Origin of the sequence: Streptococcus oralis subsp. dentisani, assembly GCF_002096335.1 — a bacterium.
Classification (GTDB): domain Bacteria; phylum Bacillota; class Bacilli; order Lactobacillales; family Streptococcaceae; genus Streptococcus; species Streptococcus oralis_Z.
In genome coordinates, this window is the sequence record NZ_NCUW01000030.1 from 199,551 (window position 1) to 219,156 (window position 19,606).

The 19,606-nt window shown below is 41.0% G+C and carries 22 protein-coding genes; 16 read left to right on the top strand and 6 right to left on the bottom strand.

What is annotated here, in order from left to right; genetic code table 11:
• Positions 1 to 60 precede the first annotated feature (60 nt).
• The 11 genes from B7709_RS07435 to B7709_RS07485 all read left to right on the top strand — a co-directional run bounded on the left by B7709_RS07435 (position 61) and on the right by B7709_RS07485 (position 9,074).
• Positions 61 to 759: a GntR family transcriptional regulator gene (locus tag B7709_RS07435; RefSeq protein WP_084972290.1), complete on the top strand. Its 699-nt coding sequence runs from the start codon at positions 61 to 63 to the stop codon at positions 757 to 759.
• A 136-nt stretch (positions 760 to 895) separates the two neighbouring features.
• Entirely contained in the window at positions 896 to 2,182 is a 1,287-nt protein-coding gene (locus tag B7709_RS07440; RefSeq protein WP_000169097.1) for a peptidase U32 family protein, read from the top strand.
• Between the two features lie 14 nt (positions 2,183 to 2,196).
• Positions 2,197 to 2,508 (top strand): CHY zinc finger protein, encoded by a 312-nt coding sequence (locus tag B7709_RS07445; protein WP_008279616.1) that lies wholly within the window; start codon positions 2,197 to 2,199, stop codon positions 2,506 to 2,508.
• A gap of 231 nt (positions 2,509 to 2,739) precedes the next feature.
• On the top strand, positions 2,740 to 2,940 hold the full coding sequence (locus B7709_RS07450) for a F0F1 ATP synthase subunit C (protein ID WP_001054551.1): 201 nt from the start codon (positions 2,740 to 2,742) through the stop codon (positions 2,938 to 2,940).
• Positions 2,941 to 2,972: 32 nt separating this feature from the next.
• A complete protein-coding gene (atpB, locus tag B7709_RS07455) occupies positions 2,973 to 3,689 on the top strand; it encodes a F0F1 ATP synthase subunit A (protein ID WP_000392937.1) in 717 nt (238 codons plus the stop codon).
• An 18-nt stretch (positions 3,690 to 3,707) separates the two neighbouring features.
• Entirely contained in the window at positions 3,708 to 4,202 is a 495-nt protein-coding gene (atpF, locus tag B7709_RS07460) for a F0F1 ATP synthase subunit B (RefSeq protein ID WP_000366311.1), read from the top strand.
• Positions 4,202 to 4,738, top strand: a complete 537-nt coding sequence (locus B7709_RS07465; protein ID WP_000359021.1) for a F0F1 ATP synthase subunit delta — start codon at positions 4,202 to 4,204, stop codon at positions 4,736 to 4,738. The genes atpF and B7709_RS07465 overlap by 1 nt, the downstream gene beginning before the upstream one ends.
• Before the next feature lie 14 nt (positions 4,739 to 4,752).
• Positions 4,753 to 6,258 (top strand): F0F1 ATP synthase subunit alpha, encoded by a 1,506-nt coding sequence (gene atpA, locus B7709_RS07470; protein WP_084972291.1) that lies wholly within the window; start codon positions 4,753 to 4,755, stop codon positions 6,256 to 6,258.
• 15 nt (positions 6,259 to 6,273) lie between these two features.
• Positions 6,274 to 7,152 carry a F0F1 ATP synthase subunit gamma gene (locus tag B7709_RS07475; protein WP_084972292.1) on the top strand — a complete coding sequence of 293 codons (879 nt, stop codon included), beginning with the start codon at positions 6,274 to 6,276 and terminating at the stop codon, positions 7,150 to 7,152.
• 85 nt (positions 7,153 to 7,237) lie between these two features.
• Complete coding sequence (gene atpD, locus B7709_RS07480) at positions 7,238 to 8,644, top strand: F0F1 ATP synthase subunit beta (protein WP_000094372.1); 1,407 nt, start codon at positions 7,238 to 7,240, stop codon at positions 8,642 to 8,644.
• A gap of 10 nt (positions 8,645 to 8,654) precedes the next feature.
• Positions 8,655 to 9,074: a F0F1 ATP synthase subunit epsilon gene (locus tag B7709_RS07485; protein WP_084972293.1), complete on the top strand. Its 420-nt coding sequence runs from the start codon at positions 8,655 to 8,657 to the stop codon at positions 9,072 to 9,074.
• 43 nt (positions 9,075 to 9,117) lie between these two features.
• Here B7709_RS07485 and B7709_RS07490 read toward each other — a convergent pair whose 3' ends face one another.
• On the bottom strand, positions 9,118 to 10,131 hold the full coding sequence (locus tag B7709_RS07490; protein ID WP_084972294.1) for a lactonase family protein: 1,014 nt from the start codon (positions 10,129 to 10,131) through the stop codon (positions 9,118 to 9,120).
• A 144-nt stretch (positions 10,132 to 10,275) separates the two neighbouring features.
• On the opposite strand from B7709_RS07490, the gene B7709_RS07495 reads away from it, so the two are divergent.
• From B7709_RS07495 to B7709_RS07515, 5 genes are all read left to right on the top strand, one after another.
• The gene (locus tag B7709_RS07495) at positions 10,276 to 11,442 is read left to right on the top strand and encodes an AI-2E family transporter (RefSeq protein WP_084972295.1); all 1,167 of its coding nucleotides are present in this window, start codon (positions 10,276 to 10,278) and stop codon (positions 11,440 to 11,442) included.
• Positions 11,432 to 12,661 (top strand): tetratricopeptide repeat protein, encoded by a 1,230-nt coding sequence (locus tag B7709_RS07500; RefSeq protein ID WP_162279174.1) that lies wholly within the window; start codon positions 11,432 to 11,434, stop codon positions 12,659 to 12,661. Before B7709_RS07495 ends, B7709_RS07500 begins: the two co-directional genes overlap by 11 nt.
• A gap of 150 nt (positions 12,662 to 12,811) precedes the next feature.
• Positions 12,812 to 13,453, top strand: coding sequence for an amino acid ABC transporter permease (locus B7709_RS07505; protein WP_084972296.1), 642 nt, complete (start codon positions 12,812 to 12,814; stop codon positions 13,451 to 13,453).
• 10 nt (positions 13,454 to 13,463) lie between these two features.
• On the top strand, positions 13,464 to 14,093 hold the full coding sequence (locus B7709_RS07510) for an amino acid ABC transporter ATP-binding protein (RefSeq protein ID WP_084972297.1): 630 nt from the start codon (positions 13,464 to 13,466) through the stop codon (positions 14,091 to 14,093).
• Between the two features lie 9 nt (positions 14,094 to 14,102).
• Positions 14,103 to 14,942, top strand: coding sequence for an amino acid ABC transporter substrate-binding protein (locus B7709_RS07515; RefSeq protein WP_084972298.1), 840 nt, complete (start codon positions 14,103 to 14,105; stop codon positions 14,940 to 14,942).
• A gap of 74 nt (positions 14,943 to 15,016) precedes the next feature.
• Here the strand turns inward: B7709_RS07515 and lysS are convergent, their stop codons facing one another.
• The 5 genes from lysS to B7709_RS07540 all read right to left on the bottom strand — a co-directional run bounded on the left by lysS (position 15,017) and on the right by B7709_RS07540 (position 19,499).
• A complete protein-coding gene (gene lysS / locus B7709_RS07520) occupies positions 15,017 to 16,507 on the bottom strand; it encodes a lysine--tRNA ligase (RefSeq protein ID WP_084972299.1) in 1,491 nt (496 codons plus the stop codon).
• Positions 16,508 to 16,645: 138 nt separating this feature from the next.
• Complete coding sequence (locus B7709_RS07525) at positions 16,646 to 17,269, bottom strand: histidine phosphatase family protein (protein ID WP_084972300.1); 624 nt, start codon at positions 17,267 to 17,269, stop codon at positions 16,646 to 16,648.
• A complete protein-coding gene (locus B7709_RS07530) occupies positions 17,269 to 17,751 on the bottom strand; it encodes an aminoacyl-tRNA deacylase (protein ID WP_061453562.1) in 483 nt (160 codons plus the stop codon). Before B7709_RS07530 ends, B7709_RS07525 begins: the two co-directional genes overlap by 1 nt.
• A complete protein-coding gene (locus B7709_RS07535) occupies positions 17,751 to 18,593 on the bottom strand; it encodes a DUF368 domain-containing protein (protein WP_084972301.1) in 843 nt (280 codons plus the stop codon). Before B7709_RS07535 ends, B7709_RS07530 begins: the two co-directional genes overlap by 1 nt.
• Before the next feature lie 105 nt (positions 18,594 to 18,698).
• Positions 18,699 to 19,499 (bottom strand): glycoside hydrolase family 25 protein, encoded by an 801-nt coding sequence (locus B7709_RS07540; protein ID WP_084972302.1) that lies wholly within the window; start codon positions 19,497 to 19,499, stop codon positions 18,699 to 18,701.
• Positions 19,500 to 19,606: the final 107 nt, after the last annotated feature.

Here is a 19,606-nt window from a genome sequence, read left to right on the forward strand (position 1 = left end):
TTTGACTTTTTCTTAGCAAATACGGTACAATGGAGAAAATAAAGAAAAGAAGTGAGAATCATGTTACCAGCTTATATGAAAATCCACGATCAGATCAAAAAGGATATAGATGAGCATCATTGGAAAATCGGAGAGAGACTTCCAAGTGAGCGAGATTTAGCGGAACAGTTTCAAGTTAGCCGGATGACATTACGCCAGGCTATCTCTCTCTTGGTTGAGGAAGGAGTTTTGGAGCGTCGAGTAGGAAGTGGAACCTTTGTCTCTAGCACTCGTGTCCAAGAAAAAATGCGGGGGACAACCAGTTTTACGGAGATTGTCAAATCTCAGGGGAAAGTCCCTTCTAGCCAACTCATTTCTTACAGAAGAACCATTCCAAATGAGCAAGAGGTCGCTAAGCTAGGGATTACTCCGACAGAGAATATTATCCGCATGGAACGGGTGCGTTACGCTGACCAAGTTCCACTAGTCTATGAAGTCGCATCCATTCCTGAGAAATTTATTAAGGATTTCAAAAAAGAAGAAATCACCAGTCATTTCTTCCAAACCTTGCAGCAACATGGTTACCGGATTGGCAAATCCCAACAGACCATTTATGCGAGATTGGCTAAGGAAAAGATAGCTCACTATCTGGAAGTCGAAAAGGGGCATGCGATTCTAGCCTTGACTCAGGTTTCCTATCTTGATGATGGGACGGCTTTTGAATATGTTAAGAGTCAGTATGTGGGTGAACGTTTTGAATTTTATCTTGAAAACAACTAGTCTCAGAAGATTAGTTTTTTCTTTTTGAAAAGATTAGAATTGTCAAAACAATCTGTCTAGACTTGATTTTATCTATTATTTACTATAAAATGAGAAGGAAAAACGTCAAACTTTTATATTGCAAATAGGAGAAAAAATGACAAAAACATTAAAACGTCCTGAGGTTTTATCACCTGCGGGAACTTTAGAGAAGCTAAAAGTAGCTGTTCAATACGGTGCGGATGCTGTCTTTATCGGTGGGCAAGCCTATGGTCTTCGTAGCCGTGCTGGAAACTTTACCTTTGAGCAGATGGAAGAAGGTGTTCAGTTCGCTGCCAAGTACGGTGCCAAGGTTTATGTAGCTGCCAATATGGTTATGCACGAAGGAAACGAAGCTGGCGCTGGAGAATGGTTCCGTAAGTTGCGTGATATTGGGATTGCGGCAGTTATCGTGTCAGATCCTGCCTTGATTATGATTGCAGCAACAGAAGCACCAGGCCTTGAAATTCACCTTTCAACTCAAGCCAGTGCGACCAACTATGAAACTCTAGAGTTCTGGAAAGAACTTGGTCTAACTCGTGTGGTTTTGGCTCGTGAAGTTTCAATGGAAGAATTGGCAGAAATTCGTAAACGTACAGACGTTGAGATTGAAGCCTTTGTCCATGGGGCCATGTGTATTTCTTACTCAGGTCGCTGTACGCTTTCAAACCACATGAGTATGCGTGATGCTAACCGCGGAGGCTGTTCTCAGTCTTGCCGTTGGAAATATGACCTCTACGATATGCCCTTTGGCCAAGAACGTAAGAGCCTTAAGGGTGAAATCCCAGAAGAATTTTCAATGTCTGCCGTTGATATGTCTATGATTGACCATATTCCAGATATGATTGAAAATGGTGTAGACAGTCTTAAGATTGAAGGACGCATGAAGTCTATTCACTATGTTTCAACAGTAACAAACTGCTACAAGGCAGCTGTGGATGCTTATCTTGAAAGTCCTGAGAAATTTGAAGCTATCAAACAAGACTTGGTAGACGAGATGTGGAAGGTTGCCCAACGTGAATTGGCAACAGGTTTCTACTACGGTACACCGTCTGAAAACGAACAGTTGTTTGGCGCTCGTCGTAAAATTCCTGAATACAAGTTTGTCGCTGAAGTGGTTTCGTATGATGATGCGACTCAAACGGCAACCATTCGTCAACGGAATGTTATCAATGAAGGAGACCAAGTTGAGTTTTACGGACCAGGTTTCCGACATTTTGAAACTTATATCGAAGATCTTCATGATGCCAAGGGCAATAAAATAGACCGTGCTCCAAATCCAATGGAACTCTTGACAATCAAGGTTCCACAACCTGTTCAAGTAGGGGATATGGTCCGCGCTCTCAAGGAAGGGCTCATCAACCTCTATAAGGAAGACGGGACAAGTGTTACAGTTCGTGCCTAGATAAGGAAAAGGGAATGATACAAGCTCAAGGTTTATTGGTAGATGATGAAAGCAGATGTGTTCATTATCATAGTGAAAAGGATATTGTTTCACTCCAATGTTATGAATGCAAAAAATACTACGCATGCTATCAGTGTCACAATACTATGGAGACACATGTTTTTTCTCCCTATCCCTTGGCGCTTTTTGAGGATCGACCAATCTTATGTGGGGGTTGTAAGAGGACAATGACTTTCCAAGAATACCAAAAACAGATGGCTTGTCCTTACTGCAGTGCACCATTTAATCCAGGTTGTAAACAACACTATTCCTACTATTTTAAATAAAATGAATCGATCCAAGTTCTTAACTTGGATTTTTCAGTTTGTTTCAGAAAATAGAGTAAAATCAAGAAAAATTCGCAATCTAAAATGGAAAAACTTTCTATAGAATGGGGTAAAAACAGCAAAAATAGAAATAAATCATATGAAACGCTTTCAATGTTAGTAAAAAGTTGACAAAAACAAATTTTAGGACTAAACTAAGGAAGTAAATTTAAATAAAAAGGAGAATTCATCATGAATTTAACATTTTTCGGTCTATGTCTTGCCTGTATGGGTGTATCCCTTGCAGAAGGATTTTTGATGAACGGTTTGTTCAAGTCTGCAGCACGCCAACCAGACATCATCCCACAATTGCGTAGTTTGATGATCATGGGGATTGCCTTTATCGAAGGAACATTCTTTGTAACCTTGGCGATGTCATTTGTCATTAAATAGACAACTCTATTTAGAAATGGAGGTGTCAAACCATGGAAGAAAGTTTGAATCCAACCGTTAATATTGGACCAATATCCTTTGATTTGACCCTGCTTGCCATGTCTCTTGTAACTGTTTTGATGGTTTTTGCCTTTGTCTACTGGGCAAGTCGTAAAATGACCATCCGTCCAAAGGGCAAACAAAATGCTCTTGAGATGATTTACGACTTTGTGATTGGTTTTACCAAACCAAACATTGGAGAATCATACATCAAGGATTATTCCTTATTTCTGTTTTCTCTATTTCTGTTTATCTTGGTTGCCAATAATATCGGCTTAATGGCAAAAGTACAAACAACAAACGGTTATAACTTGTGGACTTCCCCAACAGCCAACCTTGGATACGATTTATCCCTATCATTCTTGATCACTTTGATCGCCCATGTAGAAGGAGTTCGTCGTAGAGGCGTTAAAGAATATTTGAGAGCATTTGTTACACCTGGCTTTATGACTCCGATGAACATTTTAGAAGAGTTCACCAATTTTGCTTCCTTGGCGATTCGGATCTACGGAAATATTTTTGCCGGTGAGGTCTTAGCTGGATTGCTATTAGCCTTGTCACAAAATGCTTTGTATTGGTATCCTTTTGCCTTTATCGCAAACATGTTATGGACAGCCTTTTCGATTTTCATTTCATGTATTCAAGCCTATGTCTTTACCATGTTGTCATCGATGTACATTGGTAAGAAGATAAATGCTGGGGAAGAGTAAGTAGAGGAGGATTAGAAGATGGATTTAACTATTAGTACCATTATTGGTGACTTTATTCTTATCGCTGGTTCCTTCCTTTTATTAATTTTTTTAGTGAAAAAATATGCCTGGGGAAATCTTACCAATATTTTAGATGAACGTGCTGAAAAAATTTCTTCAGATATTGACGGAGCAGAAGCTGCCCGTAAGAAGGCCGAAGAACTCGCTAGCAAACGTGAAGCTGAGTTGGCAGGTAGCCGTTCGGAAGCTAAGACAATTATCGAGAATGCAAAGGAAACAGCTGAGAAAAGTAGAGCTGACATCTTGGCTGAGGCGAAACTGGAAGCAGGACGCTTGAAAGAAAAAGCTAACCAAGAAATTGCTCAAAATAAAGCGGAAGCTTTACAAAGCGTTAAGGGTGAGGTAGCAGATTTGACGATTAGTCTCGCTGGTAAAATCATCTCACAAAACCTTGACGGACAAGCCCATAAAGAACTCATTGATCAGTACATCGATCAGCTAGGAGAAGCTTAATGGACAAAAAGACAGTAAAGGTAATTGAAAAATACAGCATGCCTTTTGTCCAATTGGTGATTGAAAAGGGAGAAGAAGACCGTATCTTTTCTGACTTAGCTCAAATCAAGCAAGTCGCAGAAGAAACAGACTTGCCTTCTTTTTTAGGTCAAGTGGCAGTAGGTGAGTCGGATAAGGAAAAAACCGTTCGTTTCTTCCAAGACTCAGTGTCACCATTAATGCAAAACTTTTTTCAGGTGCTGCTATACAATCACAGAGCAAATTTATTTTATGAAGTAATTGTAGATTGTTTGAGTCGACTTGAAAAAGAAACGAATCGATTTGAAGTAACGATTGCCTCCGCTCATCCATTAACAGATGACCAGAAGGCGCGATTGCTTCCTTTGATTGAGAAAAAAATGTCTCTGAAAGTTCGGACTATCAAAGAACAAATCGATGAAAGTCTCATTGGTGGTTTTGTCATTTTTGCCAATCACAAGACAATTGATGTGAGTATTAAACAGCAACTTCGTGTTGTTAAAGAAAATTTGAAATAGAAAGTGGTGTTCTTTTGGCAATTAACGCACAAGAAATCAGCGCTTTAATTAAGCAACAAATTGAAAATTTCAAACCCAATTTTGATGTTTCTGAAACAGGTGTTGTAACCTATATCGGGGACGGAATTGCGCGTGCTCACGGTCTTGAAAATGCCATGAGTGGAGAGTTGTTGATCTTTGAAAACGGCTCTTATGGGATGGCGCAAAACTTGGAGTCTACAGACGTTGGGATTATCATCCTTGGAGACTTTACAGATATCCGTGAAGGGGATACCATTCGCCGTACAGGTAAAATCATGGAAGTCCCTGTGGGGGACAGCCTGATTGGACGTGTTGTCGATCCACTCGGTCGTCCTGTTGACGGTCTTGGAGAAATCCACACGGATAAGACTCGTCCAGTAGAAGCGCCAGCTCCAGGCGTTATGCAACGTAAGTCTGTATCAGAACCATTGCAAACCGGTTTGAAAGCTATTGACGCCCTTGTACCGATTGGTCGTGGTCAACGTGAGTTGATTATCGGCGACCGTCAGACAGGGAAAACAACCATTGCGATTGATACAATCTTGAACCAAAAAGGTCAAGATATGATCTGTATCTATGTCGCGATTGGACAAAAAGAGTCAACCGTTCGTACGCAAGTTGAAACGCTACGTCAGTACGGCGCCTTGGACTATACCATCGTTGTGACAGCCTCTGCATCACAGCCTTCTCCATTGCTCTTCCTAGCTCCTTATGCTGGGGTTGCTATGGCAGAAGAGTTTATGTACCAAGGGAAGCATGTTTTGATCGTTTATGATGATCTTTCAAAACAAGCGGTGGCTTATCGTGAGCTCTCCCTCCTGCTTCGTCGTCCACCAGGTCGTGAAGCCTTCCCAGGGGATGTTTTCTACCTCCACAGCCGTTTGCTTGAGCGCTCAGCTAAAGTTTCTGACGAGCTTGGTGGTGGATCAATCACAGCCCTACCATTTATCGAGACGCAAGCAGGAGACATCTCTGCCTACATCGCAACCAACGTAATTTCAATCACAGATGGACAAATCTTCCTTGGAGATGGCCTCTTTAATGCAGGGATTCGTCCAGCTATCGATGCGGGTTCATCTGTATCTCGTGTAGGTGGTTCTGCACAAATCAAAGCTATGAAAAAGGTTGCAGGTACACTTCGTATTGACCTAGCATCATATCGTGAGTTGGAAGCCTTCACTAAGTTTGGTTCTGACTTGGATGCAGCAACACAGGCTAAGTTGAACCGTGGACGTCGTACTGTAGAAGTATTGAAACAACCAGTTCATAAACCATTACCTGTTGAGAAACAAGTAACCATTCTTTACGCTTTGACACATGGTTTCTTGGATACTGTTCCAGTAGATGATATTGTTCGTTTTGAGGAGGAGTTTCATGCCTTCTTTGACGCTCACTATCCAGAGATTTTGGAAACCATTCGTGAAACAAAAGACTTGCCAGAAGAAGCAGTCTTGGATGCTGCGATTACCGAGTTTCTCAATCAATCCAGCTTCCAATAAGAATAGAGGTGTCAGATGGCAGTATCTCTAAATGATATTAAAACAAAAATCGCCTCAACTAAAAATACGAGTCAAATCACTAATGCTATGCAAATGGTATCGGCGGCCAAGTTAGGTCGCTCTGAAGAAGCAGCGCGCAACTTCCAAGTTTATGCTCAGAAGGTTCGTAAGCTTTTGACGGATATTCTACATGGCAATGGATCTGGTGGTTCAACCAATCCGATGCTCATCAGTCGTCCAGTTAAGAAAACAGGCTATATCGTTATCACTTCAGACCGGGGCTTGGTTGGGGGTTATAATGCTTCCATCCTTAAAGCTGTGATGGAGTTGAAAGAAGAATACCATCCAGATGGTACAGGTTTTGAGATGATCTGTATCGGTGGTATGGGAGCTGATTTCTTTAAGGCTCGTGGCATTCAGCCAATCTATGAACTACGTGGCTTGGCAGATCAACCTAGTTTTGATGAAGTTCGTAAAATTATTTCAAAAACGATTGAAATGTATCAAAATGAACTTTTTGACGAACTCTATGTCTGCTATAATCACCACGTCAATACGCTTACCAGCCAAATGCGTGTGGAGCAAATGCTTCCGATTGTTGACTTGGATCCAAATGAAGCGGATGAAGAGTATAGCTTGACATTTGAGTTGGAAACGAGTCGTGATGAGATTCTAGAGCAGTTGTTGCCGCAGTATGCCGAAAGTATGATTTACGGGGCTATTATCGATGCCAAGACAGCTGAGAATGCTGCAGGTATGACAGCCATGCAAACGGCGACAGATAATGCCAAGAAAGTCATTAATGATTTGACAATCCAGTATAACCGTGCCAGACAGGCGGCGATTACACAAGAAATTACAGAAATCGTAGCGGGAGCTAGTGCCTTAGAATAAGGCTCTGCCCTGTACGTATCAAAATGAACTTAGGACCTAGGCAAACTAGGAACCGACAGTATCTTATATAGAATAGGAGAAGGAGATGAGTTCAGGTAAAATTGCTCAGGTTATTGGACCCGTTGTAGACGTTTTGTTTGCAGCAGGGGAAACACTTCCTGAGATTAACAATGCACTTGTCGTCTACAAAAATGACGAAAGAAAAACAAAAATCGTCCTTGAAGTAGCCTTGGAGTTGGGTGATGGTATGGTCCGTACGATCGCCATGGAATCAACAGATGGTTTGACTCGTGGAATGGAAGTTTTGGACACAGGTCGTCCAATCTCTGTACCAGTGGGTAAAGAAACTTTGGGACGTGTCTTCAATGTTTTGGGAGATACGATTGACTTGGATGCTCCTTTCGCTGAAGACGCTGAGCGTCAGCCAATTCATAAAAAAGCTCCAACCTTTGATGAATTGTCTACCTCTTCTGAAATTCTCGAAACTGGGATTAAGGTTATCGACCTTCTTGCCCCTTACCTAAAAGGTGGTAAAGTTGGACTCTTTGGTGGTGCCGGAGTTGGTAAAACAGTCTTGATCCAAGAATTGATTCACAACATCGCCCAAGAACACGGTGGTATTTCAGTATTTACCGGTGTTGGGGAACGTACTCGTGAGGGGAACGACCTTTACTGGGAAATGAAAGAATCAGGTGTTATCGAGAAAACAGCCATGGTATTTGGTCAGATGAATGAACCACCTGGAGCACGTATGCGTGTTGCCCTCACTGGTTTGACAATCGCCGAATATTTCCGTGATGTAGAAGGCCAAGACGTGCTTCTCTTTATCGATAATATTTTCCGTTTCACTCAGGCTGGTTCAGAAGTATCTGCCCTTTTGGGTCGTATGCCATCAGCCGTTGGTTACCAACCAACACTTGCTACGGAAATGGGTCAATTGCAAGAGCGTATCACATCAACCAAGAAGGGTTCTGTAACCTCTATTCAGGCTATCTACGTGCCAGCGGATGACTATACTGACCCAGCACCAGCAACAGCCTTCGCTCACTTGGATTCAACTACTAACTTGGAACGTAAATTGGTTCAATTGGGGATTTATCCAGCCGTGGATCCACTTGCTTCAAGCTCTCGTGCCTTGGCTCCTGAAATCGTTGGAGAAGAGCACTATGCAGTTGCGGCTGAGGTGAAACGCGTCCTTCAACGTTACCATGAATTGCAAGATATCATTGCTATCCTTGGTATGGATGAGTTGTCAGATGAAGAAAAGACCTTGGTTGCACGTGCCCGTCGTATCCAGTTCTTCTTGTCTCAAAACTTCAACGTTGCGGAGCAATTTACTGGCCAACCTGGTTCGTATGTACCCGTAGCAGAAACAGTTCGTGGCTTTAAGGAAATCCTTGAAGGAAAACATGACCAGCTACCAGAAGATGCCTTCCGTGGTGTCGGTTCAATCGAAGACGTCATTGCTAAGGCAGAGAAAATGGGATTTTAAGAGGTGATCTATGACTCAGTTAACTGTCCAGATCGTGACACCAGATGGCCTCGTCTATGATCACCATGCCAGCTTTGTATCGGTACGAACTCTGGATGGTGAGATGGGGATCTTGCCACGACATGAAAATATGATTGCGGTTTTAGCGGTTGATGAAGTAAAGGTAAAACGAATCGATGACGATACTCATGTGAACTGGATTGCAGTGAATGGAGGGATTATCGAGATTGCCAATGACATCATTACCATCGTAGCAGACTCGGCAGAGCGTGCTCGTGATATCGATATTAGTCGTGCAGAGCGTGCGAAACTTCGTGCTGAACGTGAGATTGAAGAAGCGCAAGATAAACACTTGATTGACCAAGAACGGCGAGCTAAGGTTGCTTTGCAACGTGCCATTAACCGTATCAATGTCGGAAATAAACTATAAAATAAAAATGAACTTGATTAAGCAAGTTCATTTTTATTTTACCTTAATTATTAAAGGTGATGCAAACGGCTTCGGGAACTCGGAAATCGTTAGAAAGTTCAGCTAATCGACCAGTTTCGGGATTACGTTTAAAGACGGTTGCGTTATCAGAATCTTGATGAACAGCAATGAGAAACTCTTGATCAGGAGTTAGGTCGAAATCGCGTGGCGTTTTACCATGACTTGGAACAATCTCTAATAATTCCAAACTACCATCAGCGAGGATTGTATAGACTGCAATGGAATCATGACCACGGTTGGATGCATAGAGGTAGTTGCCATCTTTTGAAAGACGAATGGCAGCAGTAGCATTGAAGCCTTTGTATCCATCTGGTAAGGTTGAAATGACTTGCATGCGTTCAAATTCACCAACACCATCATAAATCAAGACCTCAATAGTGCTATTAAGTTCGCAGATGAGATAGGCAATCTTATAGTGGTGGTGGAAAACGATGTGGCGAGCACCTGCTCCGGCTTGGCTGTGATAAGTGTAGAGTTTAGTTAGTTTTCCTTCTGAGCTAACATCATAAGTCGTCACCTCATCAGTACCTAGATCACATGTGACGAGATACTGGTCAGGTGTTAGATCCGTAAAGTGTACATGTGGAGAAGTTTGGTTTTCATGAGGACCTTGTCCACTATGCTGATCCAGATCTGTTTGGAAGAGGCTACCATCCGTTTGACGTTTATAAACCAGAACTTGCCCCTTATGATAATTGGCTCCGTAAACGAGACTACGCTTTTCATCCACTGCCACATAACAATGGGGAGCGCCTTCTTCAACTACATGATTTAGCAAAGTGCCATCTGTCTTGTATGCAGCGATGCCACCAAAGCCATCCTTGCTCCCTACGGTGTATAAGTGTTGCTGTTGGTCAAAGGCAAGGTAGGTCGGACTTGGTTCGGTAGCAAAAAGCTCAAGATTTGCAAGCTGGCCTGTTTCTGTATCAAAATCTGCCTTGTATATCCCTTTAGATGAGCGACGAGTATAAGTTCCAAAATAAATAGTTTCTTTCATGTCCATACCTCTTAATAATGATAAGTTCATTATACCACAAAATGACAGTCAGACAGTGTCCATTTAGTCTATGTAAGCACTTTAAAAAAGAGTTATTTTAGATTAAAAATGGTATAATGAGAGAATGACAGAAAGGATGTATTTATGGAACATAAAGAGAAACATTTTAGCCTATCTTGGTTTTTCAAGTGGTTTTTAGACAACAAAGCTATCACCGTATTTTTAGTAACCTTGTTACTGGGGCTAAACATTTTCATTCTAAGTAAGATTAGTTTTATCTTTTTACCCGTTTTAGACTTTCTTGGGGTTGTCATGTTGCCAGTTATTTTATCTGGTTTACTTTATTACCTCCTCAATCCGATTGTTGACTGGATGGAGAAACACAAGATCAATCGTGTACTTGCCATCAGTATTGTTTTTGTCATCATTGGACTTTTTATCATTTGGGGGCTGGCAGTCGCTATTCCAAATCTCCAACGTCAGGTCTTAAATTTTGCAAAGAATGTACCGACTTATCTTAAGGATGCTGATAAGGTTATCAATGATCTTGTAACCAAACGCTTGCCAGATGATTTTAAACCGCAGTTGGAGCAAGTTCTTGCCAATGCTTCTAGTGAGGCGACGATGTGGGCCAGCAAAATCTCTTCTCAAGCTGTTAACTGGGTCAGCTCTTTTATCAGCGGAGCATCTCAGGTTATTGTAGCAGTTATTATCGTACCCTTTATGCTCTTTTATCTTTTGAGAGATGGGAAAGGCTTGCGGGATTACCTCACTAAATTCATCCCAAACAAGTTAAAAGAACCAGTCGGACAAGTTTTGTCAGATGTTAATAAACAGTTGTCAAACTATGTTAGAGGACAGGTTACAGTTGCTATTATTGTAGCGATTATGTTTATTATCTTCTTTAAGATTATTGGCCTCAGATATGCTGTGACTCTAGGTATCACGGCTGGTATCCTCAATCTAGTACCTTATCTAGGAAGTTTTCTAGCGATGTTGCCTGCTCTTGTTTTGGGCTTGATTGCAGGACCTGTTATGCTTTTGAAAGTAATTATTGTCTTTATTGTTGAACAAACGATTGAAGGACGTTTCGTTTCACCTCTTATTTTAGGTAGTCAGCTCAATATTCATCCCATCAATGTCCTCTTTGTTCTCCTGACTTCAGGATCTATGTTTGGTATTTGGGGTGTCTTGCTGGGAATCCCAGTTTATGCCTCAGCTAAGGTGGTTATTTCTGCTATCTTTAACTGGTACAAAAAGATCAGTGGTTTGTATGAAGAAGAAGGGGAGGAAATCAAGAGTGAACAATAGTCAACGCATGCTCCAGGCTTTGGATGAACAAGATCTAAACAAAGCAGATCAGTATTTTCATAAGGCACTTGAAACTGATTCGACGGAAATTCTCTACGAACTAGCAAGTTATCTTGAGGGAATTGGCTTTTATCCGCAAGCCAAGGAAATTTATCTAAAAATTGTGTCAGAATTTCCAGAAGTGAATCTGAACTTAGCAAGCATTGCTAGCGAGGATGGACAGGTAGAAGAAGCCTTTGCCTACCTAGAGGAAATCACACCTGAAAGTGACTGGTATGTGTCAGCTTTGGCTTTGAAGGCCGACCTCTATCAGTTGGAGGGTTTGACAGATGTAGCGCGTGAAAAGTTACTGGAAGCCTTAAACTACTCAGATGATCCCTTATTAGTTTTTGGTTTGGCTGAGTTGGATAGCGAGTTAGGAAACTATCAGGAAGCCATTCAAGGCTACGCTCAGTTGGATAATCGCTCCATTTATGAGCAAACAGGCGTATCAATCTACCAACGAATTGGCTACGCTTATGCCCAGTTAGGCAAGTTTGAAGCTGCAACGGAATTCTTAGAAAAAGCTCTAGAACTAGAATACAATGACCAAACTGCCTTTGAACTAGCTAGTCTTTACTTTGATCAAGAAGAGTATCAAAAATCTGTTCTTTACTTTAAGCAGATTGACACTATTTCACCTGAATTTGAAGGATATGAGTACGGCTATAGTCAAGCCTTGCACAAGGAACATCAGGTGGAAGAGGCTCTTCGTATCGTTAAACAAGGTTTGGAGAAAAATCCATTTGAAACTCGGCTCTTACTAGCCGCTTCTCAGTTTTCATATGAATTGCATGATCCTAGCGCCGCGGAGCAATTTCTCCTTACTGCCAAAGAAGATGCAGAAGACCTTGAAGAGATTTTCCTTCGCCTTGCGACCATTTATATGGAACAAGAGCGGTTTGAGGATATTATCGCTCTACAAAGTCAAGAACCTGAAAACCTCCTGACCAAGTGGATGATTGCCCGTTCTTACCAGGAAATCGAGGATTTAGATAGGGCTTATGAGCTCTATCAAGAATTGTCGTCTGACCTTAAGGACAACCCAGAGTTTCTGGAGCAATATACTTATGTCTTGCGGGAATTAGGGTATTTCGAAGAAGCTAAGAAGCAAGCAGAAGCATATTTAAAACTGATTCCAGATGATATTCAGATGCAAGAACTGCTAGAAACACTTTAAAAATATTCTATAAAGCGAAACTGTATCTCATCATTTTTGATAGATACGGTTTTTATTTTTAAAAAGAAATAGAATTTTTTTACAAAAAAACTCCTTGATAAATTGTTTATTTATGCTATAATAGGAATAATTATTTTTAGGAGGTGCAGTATGTCTTATATATTCGAGATTTTGCCAAGTTTATTGAACGGTGCAAGTATGACTCTCCAAGTCTTTGCTCTGGTCTTAATCTTTTCTATTCCTTTAGGGATTGTTATTGCCTTTACCTTGCAAGTTCATTGGAAACCCCTCCATTATCTGATTAATCTTTATATATGGGTAATGCGAGGAACTCCCTTGCTCTTGCAATTAATTTTTATCTACTATGTGCTCCCTAGTATTGGGATACGTTTAGATCGTCTTCCTGCAGCCGTGATTGCTTTTGTATTGAACTATGCAGCCTATTTTGCAGAAATCTTTCGTGGCGGTATTGAGACTATTCCGAAGGGACAGTACGAGGCTGCAAAAGTGTTAAAGTTTAGTCCATTTGATACAGTTCGTTATATCATACTTCCTCAGGTGACAAAGATTGTCTTACCAAGTGTCTTTAACGAAATTATGAGTTTGGTCAAGGATACCTCTTTAGTCTATGCATTGGGGATTTCAGATTTGATCTTGGCTAGTCGAACAGCGACCAATCGAGATGCCAGTCTTGTTCCAATGTTTTTAGCTGGAGCGATTTATTTGATCATGATTGGGCTTGTGACCATTGTAGTGAAAAAACTTGAGAAGAAGTACAGTTATTACGGATAGGAGGATTGCTATGTTAGAATTACGAAAAATCAATAAAGCCTTTGGTGGCAAACAAATCTTAACCAATTTCAGCCTATCAATTCCTGAAAAGCAAATCCTCGCAATCGTAGGTCCATCAGGAGGTGGAAAGACTACATTATTACGTATGCTAGCTGGCCTGGAAACCATTGATTCTGGAGAAATCTACTATAATGGCGAATCTCTAGCTATAGACGAACTAGAAAAGCGTAATCTACTAGGATTTGTTTTCCAAGACTTTCAACTCTTTCCGCATTTGTCAGTTCTAGAAAACCTAACCTTGTCACCTATTAAAACCATGGATATGGATAAGGAAGCTGCTGAGAAGAAGGCGCGTGGTTTGTTAGAACAACTTGGGTTAGCAGGACATGCTGATGCCTTTCCATTTTCCTTATCTGGTGGACAAAAACAGCGTGTCGCTTTAGCGCGCGCCATGATGATTGATCCAGAAGTTATCGGATATGATGAGCCTACATCAGCTTTAGATCCCGAGTTACGATTAGAAGTGGAAAAACTTATCCTTCAAAATAAAGAGCGTGGCATGACCCAGATTGTTGTGACGCACGACCTTCAGTTTGCTGAAAACATTGCTGATCAGATTCTTAAGGTTGAGCCAAAGTAGGAGGTGCCTATGAAGAGAAAGAAAATTGCCCTAGTACTTGCTTTGTTCTTTAGCTTCTTCCTGACTGCTTGTACGCAAAAGGTCAGTGATCCGAAGCAGGATAATTGGTTCAAATACCAAGAACAGGGTGGCATTACCATTGGATTTGACAATACCTTCGTTCCCATGGGATTCGAAGAAAAGAATGGCCAGTATGCAGGTTTTGATATTGATCTAGCTCAAGCTGTCTCTGAAAAACTTGGAATTCAGGTGAATTTTCAACCCATCGACTGGGATATGAAAGAAACCGAACTACAAAATGGTACCATTGATGCCATCTGGAATGGTTATTCTGCGACAGATGAACGGAGAGAGAAGGTTGCCTTTACCATTCCTTATATGGAAAATCAACAAGTTTTAGTTTCTAAAAAATCTCAGAACATCCAGTCAATCAAAGATATGAATAACAAGGTTTTGGGAGCTCAGGCTGGATCTTCTGGCTATTTGAACTTTGAAGCGCAGTCAGATTTGCTAAAAAATCAGGTAAAAGATCAGAAGGCCAATCAATACCAAAGTTTCAACGAAGCTTTGATTGATTTGAAAAATGATCGGATTGATGCCTTGTTGATTGACCGTGTCTATGCCAATTACTACCTCCAGTCTGAAGGAATATTAAATGACTACAATGTCTTTTCAGCTGGATTTGAAAGTGAAGCTTTTGCAGTCGGTGTAAGACCTGCTGATAAAACTTTGTTGGCTGCTTTGAACCAAGCCTTTGTTGCACTATACAAAGAAGGAAAGTTCCAGGAAATCAGTCAAAAATGGTTTGGAGAAGATGTAGCAACCAGTCAGGTGAAAAATCAAGAATAAGAAAAAGAGATTGAGTTTTTCCTCAGTCTCTTTTAGTATTAAATATCCTCTGACAAGAGCCAGAGGATAAGAGTTTATTTCATTGTTGGGAAGAGTAGAACGTCACGGATAGTGGTTGTATCAGTGAGGAGCATGCAGAGACGGTCAATACCGATTCCCAAACCACCTGTTGGTGGCATACCATATTCAAGGGCCTCGATGTAATCGTAGTCGATACCTGTTGCTTCGTCGTCACCAAGTTCTTTAGCTTTTGCTTGGGCTTCAAAACGGCTAAGTTGGTCGATTGGGTCGTTCAACTCGGTAAAGGCATTACCGTATTCCTTGGTCATGATGAAGAGCTCAAAGCGGTCAGTAAAGCGTTCGTCTTCAGGATTTTTCTTAGCGAGTGGAGACACAGCTACTGGATGTCCATAGACAAAGGTTGGTTGGATCAATGTTTCTTCGACAAATTCTTCAAAGAAGGCGTTGATAATGTGACCGACTTCAGTGTAATGTTTTTCAACTGGAACTTTCTTCTCAGCAGCGATAGCTTTAGCTTCCTCGAAGGTCATGTCTTGCCAGAAATCTACACCAGTAATTTCCTTGATAGCATCCACCATGTGAACACGTTTAAATGGTTCATTGATCTTGATTTCAGTACCTTGATAGTTAACTGGGCCATCACCTTTGACTGCCTTAGCAGCGTGTTGGATAATACCTTCAGTCAAGTCCATGATATCTTGGAAGTCTGCATAAGCTTGGTAAACTTCGATAGAAGTGAATTCAGGGTTGTGAGTAGCGTCCATTCCTTCGTTACGGAAGATACGGCCAATTTCATAGACACGTTCCATACCACCAACGATAAGACGTTTCAAGTGAAGCTCGGTCGCGATACGAAGTACCATGTCAATGTTTTGGGCATTGTGGTGAGTGATAAATGGACGAGCAGCAGCACCACCAGCTTCGTTGTGAAGAACAGGTGTTTCCACTTCAAGGAAACCTTTTTGATCAAGATAACGACGGATTTCAGAGATGATTTTTGAACGAGTGACAAAACGTTCAAAGCTTTCACGGTTAGAAATCAAGTCAAGGTAACGTTTACGGTAAATTGTTTCAACGTCAGTCAAACCGTGGAATTTTTCAGGAAGCGGACGAAGCGCTTTAGACAAGTGCGTTATGTGTGTGGCCTTGATAGAGAGCTCTCCCATATCTGTACGCATCACTTCACCTTCGACACCAAGGAAGTCACCGAGGTCAGCCTTTTTGAAGATTTCGTAGTTTTCTTCACCGACTTCATCTTTACGAACGTAGATTTGGATTTGACCTTCTCGGTCTTGAAGATGGGCAAAGCCAACTTTCCCTTTACCACGTTTAGTTACTAAACGTCCAGCGATAGTAGCAGTTTCATTTAATTCATGTAATTGTTCTTTATCAAGTTCCGCAAATTTATCTTTAAGTTCTTGTGAGTTAGCAGTACGTTCAAAACGTTTTCCGAAGGGATCAATTCCTTGCTCACGGAGCGCAGCCATTTTTTCACGGCGAACGATCTGCTGGTCATTTAGTTCTTCCATATGTTCTATAGACATGGGTTCCTCCTAATTTTACTCAAAATTGAATACGATGAGTCATTTTTTACGATACTCCCATTTTATCATAAATAGCAGAGAAATTCACGGATATTCTTTAAAAACTAAAAAGAACTTGACCGATGGGATCAAGTTTCATTATTTTTCTTGATAGGAAGTGTCATTCCATCTTTCGAGAGTGAAGGATTCAAAATCCTCAGTGTCCAAAATCGTCAAACTAGCATTGGCCAAGCCCCCATCTTTGTGAAGGTGAGCCTCTTTATAACCTAGAAGTGTACGTAGGCTAGCAGTGAGATTTGCACCATGACCGACGATTAGAATGTTTTCAGCCGGACTTCCTTTCAGAGATTTGATAAACTGAATGGTCCGCTTCGTAGTACTGTAAAGGGATTCCGCTTCAAACATCCTCGTATCAAACTGAGCCAGATTGGAGCGAAAGGCCTTGATTTGTTGTGGATAAATGGAATTGAGAGTTGCGATTTTTAAACCTTCAAGTTTCCCAAGTTGCCATTCACGTAGGTCTGGAATACTTTCTAAAGGACAGGGGGTCTGGAGTTGACTTTGGATAATTTCAGCAGATTTGACCGCTCTGGGCAAATCACTTGAATAAATCATATCAAAGGGTATTTCCTTGAGATACTGACCAAGTTGCTTTAAGATGTCAATGGATTCTGAAAGAAGGGGCGAGTCGCCACTAGCGCCTTGAAAACGTCCTTCAAGATTCCAGAGGGTGCGACCGTGACGGACAAAATAGAGTTTCATTACTTACTTTCCTCCAAGATATCAGCAAAATCGGCTTTTACAAAGCTGGCCAAGTCTCGAGGGAGTATGATGATACTATGTCCGACTTCCCCAGCAGAGACAATCATTTGGTCTAAATCCAAAGCAGTCTGATCAATAAAAATTGGATAATTGTGTTTTTGGCGAATGCCGATTGGGTTATTTGCACCATGAATATAGCCTGTCGTTTTTTCTAAGTCTTTCTGTGGAATCATGGTCACTTTTTTATTGCCAGAAACCTTTGCTAGTTTTTTCTCGGCGAGGTGTTCTGTTATGGGAACAATTCCAATAATCGGTCCTGTCTTGTCTCCCAAAAGAGCCAAGGTTTTAAAGATTTGGTTTCTGCCGTATTCAGGAGGAAGTTCTCCTTCAAGTGCATTGATTTGAATACCGATATGGTCAATACCGGCCTTGGTTAAGATTTGTTCGACCAAGGTTTTTTTATTCTTGACTTTCTTTGCCATTATTTATACTTATCCTCCAACTGACTCATCCAGATACCAAGCCAGATACCAAGCGCAAAGAAGAAGGCAACGAGAACATAGCTCACAATGGAAAGTCCAGTGTATTGGATACTTTCAGCATTTCCAGCATTTGGAATCAAAATTAAGAGAGTGCTCGACAGCACAATCCCAATGATAAAGTGATAAACACGGGAGTGGTAGTTGTTCAAGGCATGATCCATCAATTTTGAAAAGATAATGAGGGTTGCCCCTGCACCAATGCCGATAGGAAGGAAGGTGCCAAATAAATCAAAGGTTTTAAAACCAGTCAGCATAGGAGCGTACAGTCCCAAAATCAAGAGGAGATTTGACGGACTTAAACCAGGAACCAAGACACCCAGAGCTAAAAGAGCACCCGCTAAGATGAAACTAGCGAAACTGGCACTGAGTGAACCAACAACAAAGTTTAGCGCATAGAGCCCGACACCTGAAAGGATAAAGGTAGCCCAGAACCAAACTAGGTCAATCTTATCACGATCAGACTCTCGATTAGATTCTTTAAGGAGGCTAGGAACTGTACCAATGATAGCTCCAGCAAAACTCCATAAAACATAGACTTGGTAATTTTCTAGTAAATACTCGATTGGATACGAAAATAGCCCAATACCTAGTAGCATCCCGATAGCTACTGGGATAAAGTAAAGGATATTTGATTTAAAATCCTTAAAAGGATGAGCTAGAAAGCCGATCATTCGCTCGTAGATACCTAATATTGCAGCCAGAACTCCTCCAGAAATACCGGGCAAGATAAATCCTAGGGCGATGACGATTCCTTTAATAACTCGTGCAATCCATGAAAACATAATAAAATCCTCAATTTCATAAAATTCTTCTCTATGCTATCAATTATAACACAGACGGGGAGAAAATGAAAAAACAAGTGAAAAAGTTTGTTATTTTCACTTGTCTTATGGTCTTAAAAATAGTTTTCTGAAGGTTTCTTCCTTCTCTTTAGCTGTAGAAATCAAATTGATGTCCAAATGATGTTCAAATCCAGCAATTCTTCCTTTAGATGTGTACTGGTGGAGATCGTAGTCCAGATCAGTATTTGGCTTAGTTTCAAAATAACCAGAGTCAGTTCCATAGGAAGGAATCCAAATAGCAGTAAACTTATCTGTATTGATACTATGTTCTTGCATAAAGTAAACCCCAATGTAGATGCCGATGTTTTTAGCACCTAAAGATTCCAGTTTAGCACGAAAGGCTTCAACACCTTCATTCATATCGGACATTGTTTTTTCTTCAACGTCCAACCAGTAGTAGCTAGGATTGTAGGGAGAAGCAGCATTATAGAAGACTTCAGCAGCCTTTTCCATATCTTCTTTACTTTTTCCAGCTACGTAAGCATAAACACCCACAGGGACATTGCGTTTTTGAAATTCTGCTATGTGATTTTGATAGGCTTTATCTACACCATTGATAAAGGCAGCATTATTTGTTTCAGTATGCTGAGCCCCATTGTGCACGCGAACGATAACACCAGAAATGTTTTGAGATAAGGTATCGTAGTTGATCTCCTCAGGCCTTTGCCAACCAGAGACGTCGATAATCGGTTTGTCAAGATTATGCAAGGCTTGTGTTTCAACTTGAAGAGTATTTGGCTTAGTTTTGATAGGATGGTCCTCAAAACTTGGTTTGTTGAGGAGTAAAATTGCTATAAAAATTCCAAATAAACTAAAAATAATAGCAGGATGAATCTGTTTTCTCATACCTATTTAGTTTATCGTAAAATCTAAAAAAAATCAAAGAAAACACTTGAGAAACGAGGGATAGCAGGATGTCTTACTGCTTTTTCCTATTTGATTACTCCTCACAA

Excerpts from the sequence above, each read along its gene's own strand:
- B7709_RS07535 (WP_084972301.1), bottom strand. The coding sequence starts at position 18,593 with ATGTTTTCATGGATTGCACGAGTTATTAAAGGAATCGTCATCGCCCTA.
- B7709_RS07540 (WP_084972302.1), bottom strand. The coding sequence starts at position 19,499 with ATGAGAAAACAGATTCATCCTGCTATTATTTTTAGTTTATTTGGAATT.
- B7709_RS07510 (WP_084972297.1), top strand. The coding sequence starts at position 13,464 with ATGTTAGAATTACGAAAAATCAATAAAGCCTTTGGTGGCAAACAAATC.
- B7709_RS07465 (WP_000359021.1), top strand. The coding sequence starts at position 4,202 with ATGGACAAAAAGACAGTAAAGGTAATTGAAAAATACAGCATGCCTTTT.
- B7709_RS07530 (WP_061453562.1), bottom strand. The coding sequence starts at position 17,751 with ATGGCAAAGAAAGTCAAGAATAAAAAAACCTTGGTCGAACAAATCTTA.
- B7709_RS07505 (WP_084972296.1), top strand. The coding sequence starts at position 12,812 with ATGTCTTATATATTCGAGATTTTGCCAAGTTTATTGAACGGTGCAAGT.
- atpD (WP_000094372.1), top strand. The coding sequence starts at position 7,238 with ATGAGTTCAGGTAAAATTGCTCAGGTTATTGGACCCGTTGTAGACGTT.
- B7709_RS07475 (WP_084972292.1), top strand. The coding sequence starts at position 6,274 with ATGGCAGTATCTCTAAATGATATTAAAACAAAAATCGCCTCAACTAAA.
- B7709_RS07525 (WP_084972300.1), bottom strand. The coding sequence starts at position 17,269 with ATGAAACTCTATTTTGTCCGTCACGGTCGCACCCTCTGGAATCTTGAA.
- atpF (WP_000366311.1), top strand. The coding sequence starts at position 3,708 with ATGGATTTAACTATTAGTACCATTATTGGTGACTTTATTCTTATCGCT.
- B7709_RS07490 (WP_084972294.1), bottom strand. The coding sequence starts at position 10,131 with ATGAAAGAAACTATTTATTTTGGAACTTATACTCGTCGCTCATCTAAA.
- B7709_RS07450 (WP_001054551.1), top strand. The coding sequence starts at position 2,740 with ATGAATTTAACATTTTTCGGTCTATGTCTTGCCTGTATGGGTGTATCC.
- lysS (WP_084972299.1), bottom strand. The coding sequence starts at position 16,507 with ATGTCTATAGAACATATGGAAGAACTAAATGACCAGCAGATCGTTCGC.
- B7709_RS07440 (WP_000169097.1), top strand. The coding sequence starts at position 896 with ATGACAAAAACATTAAAACGTCCTGAGGTTTTATCACCTGCGGGAACT.
- B7709_RS07435 (WP_084972290.1), top strand. The coding sequence starts at position 61 with ATGTTACCAGCTTATATGAAAATCCACGATCAGATCAAAAAGGATATA.
- B7709_RS07445 (WP_008279616.1), top strand. The coding sequence starts at position 2,197 with ATGATACAAGCTCAAGGTTTATTGGTAGATGATGAAAGCAGATGTGTT.
- B7709_RS07495 (WP_084972295.1), top strand. The coding sequence starts at position 10,276 with ATGGAACATAAAGAGAAACATTTTAGCCTATCTTGGTTTTTCAAGTGG.
- B7709_RS07485 (WP_084972293.1), top strand. The coding sequence starts at position 8,655 with ATGACTCAGTTAACTGTCCAGATCGTGACACCAGATGGCCTCGTCTAT.
- atpB (WP_000392937.1), top strand. The coding sequence starts at position 2,973 with ATGGAAGAAAGTTTGAATCCAACCGTTAATATTGGACCAATATCCTTT.
- B7709_RS07515 (WP_084972298.1), top strand. The coding sequence starts at position 14,103 with ATGAAGAGAAAGAAAATTGCCCTAGTACTTGCTTTGTTCTTTAGCTTC.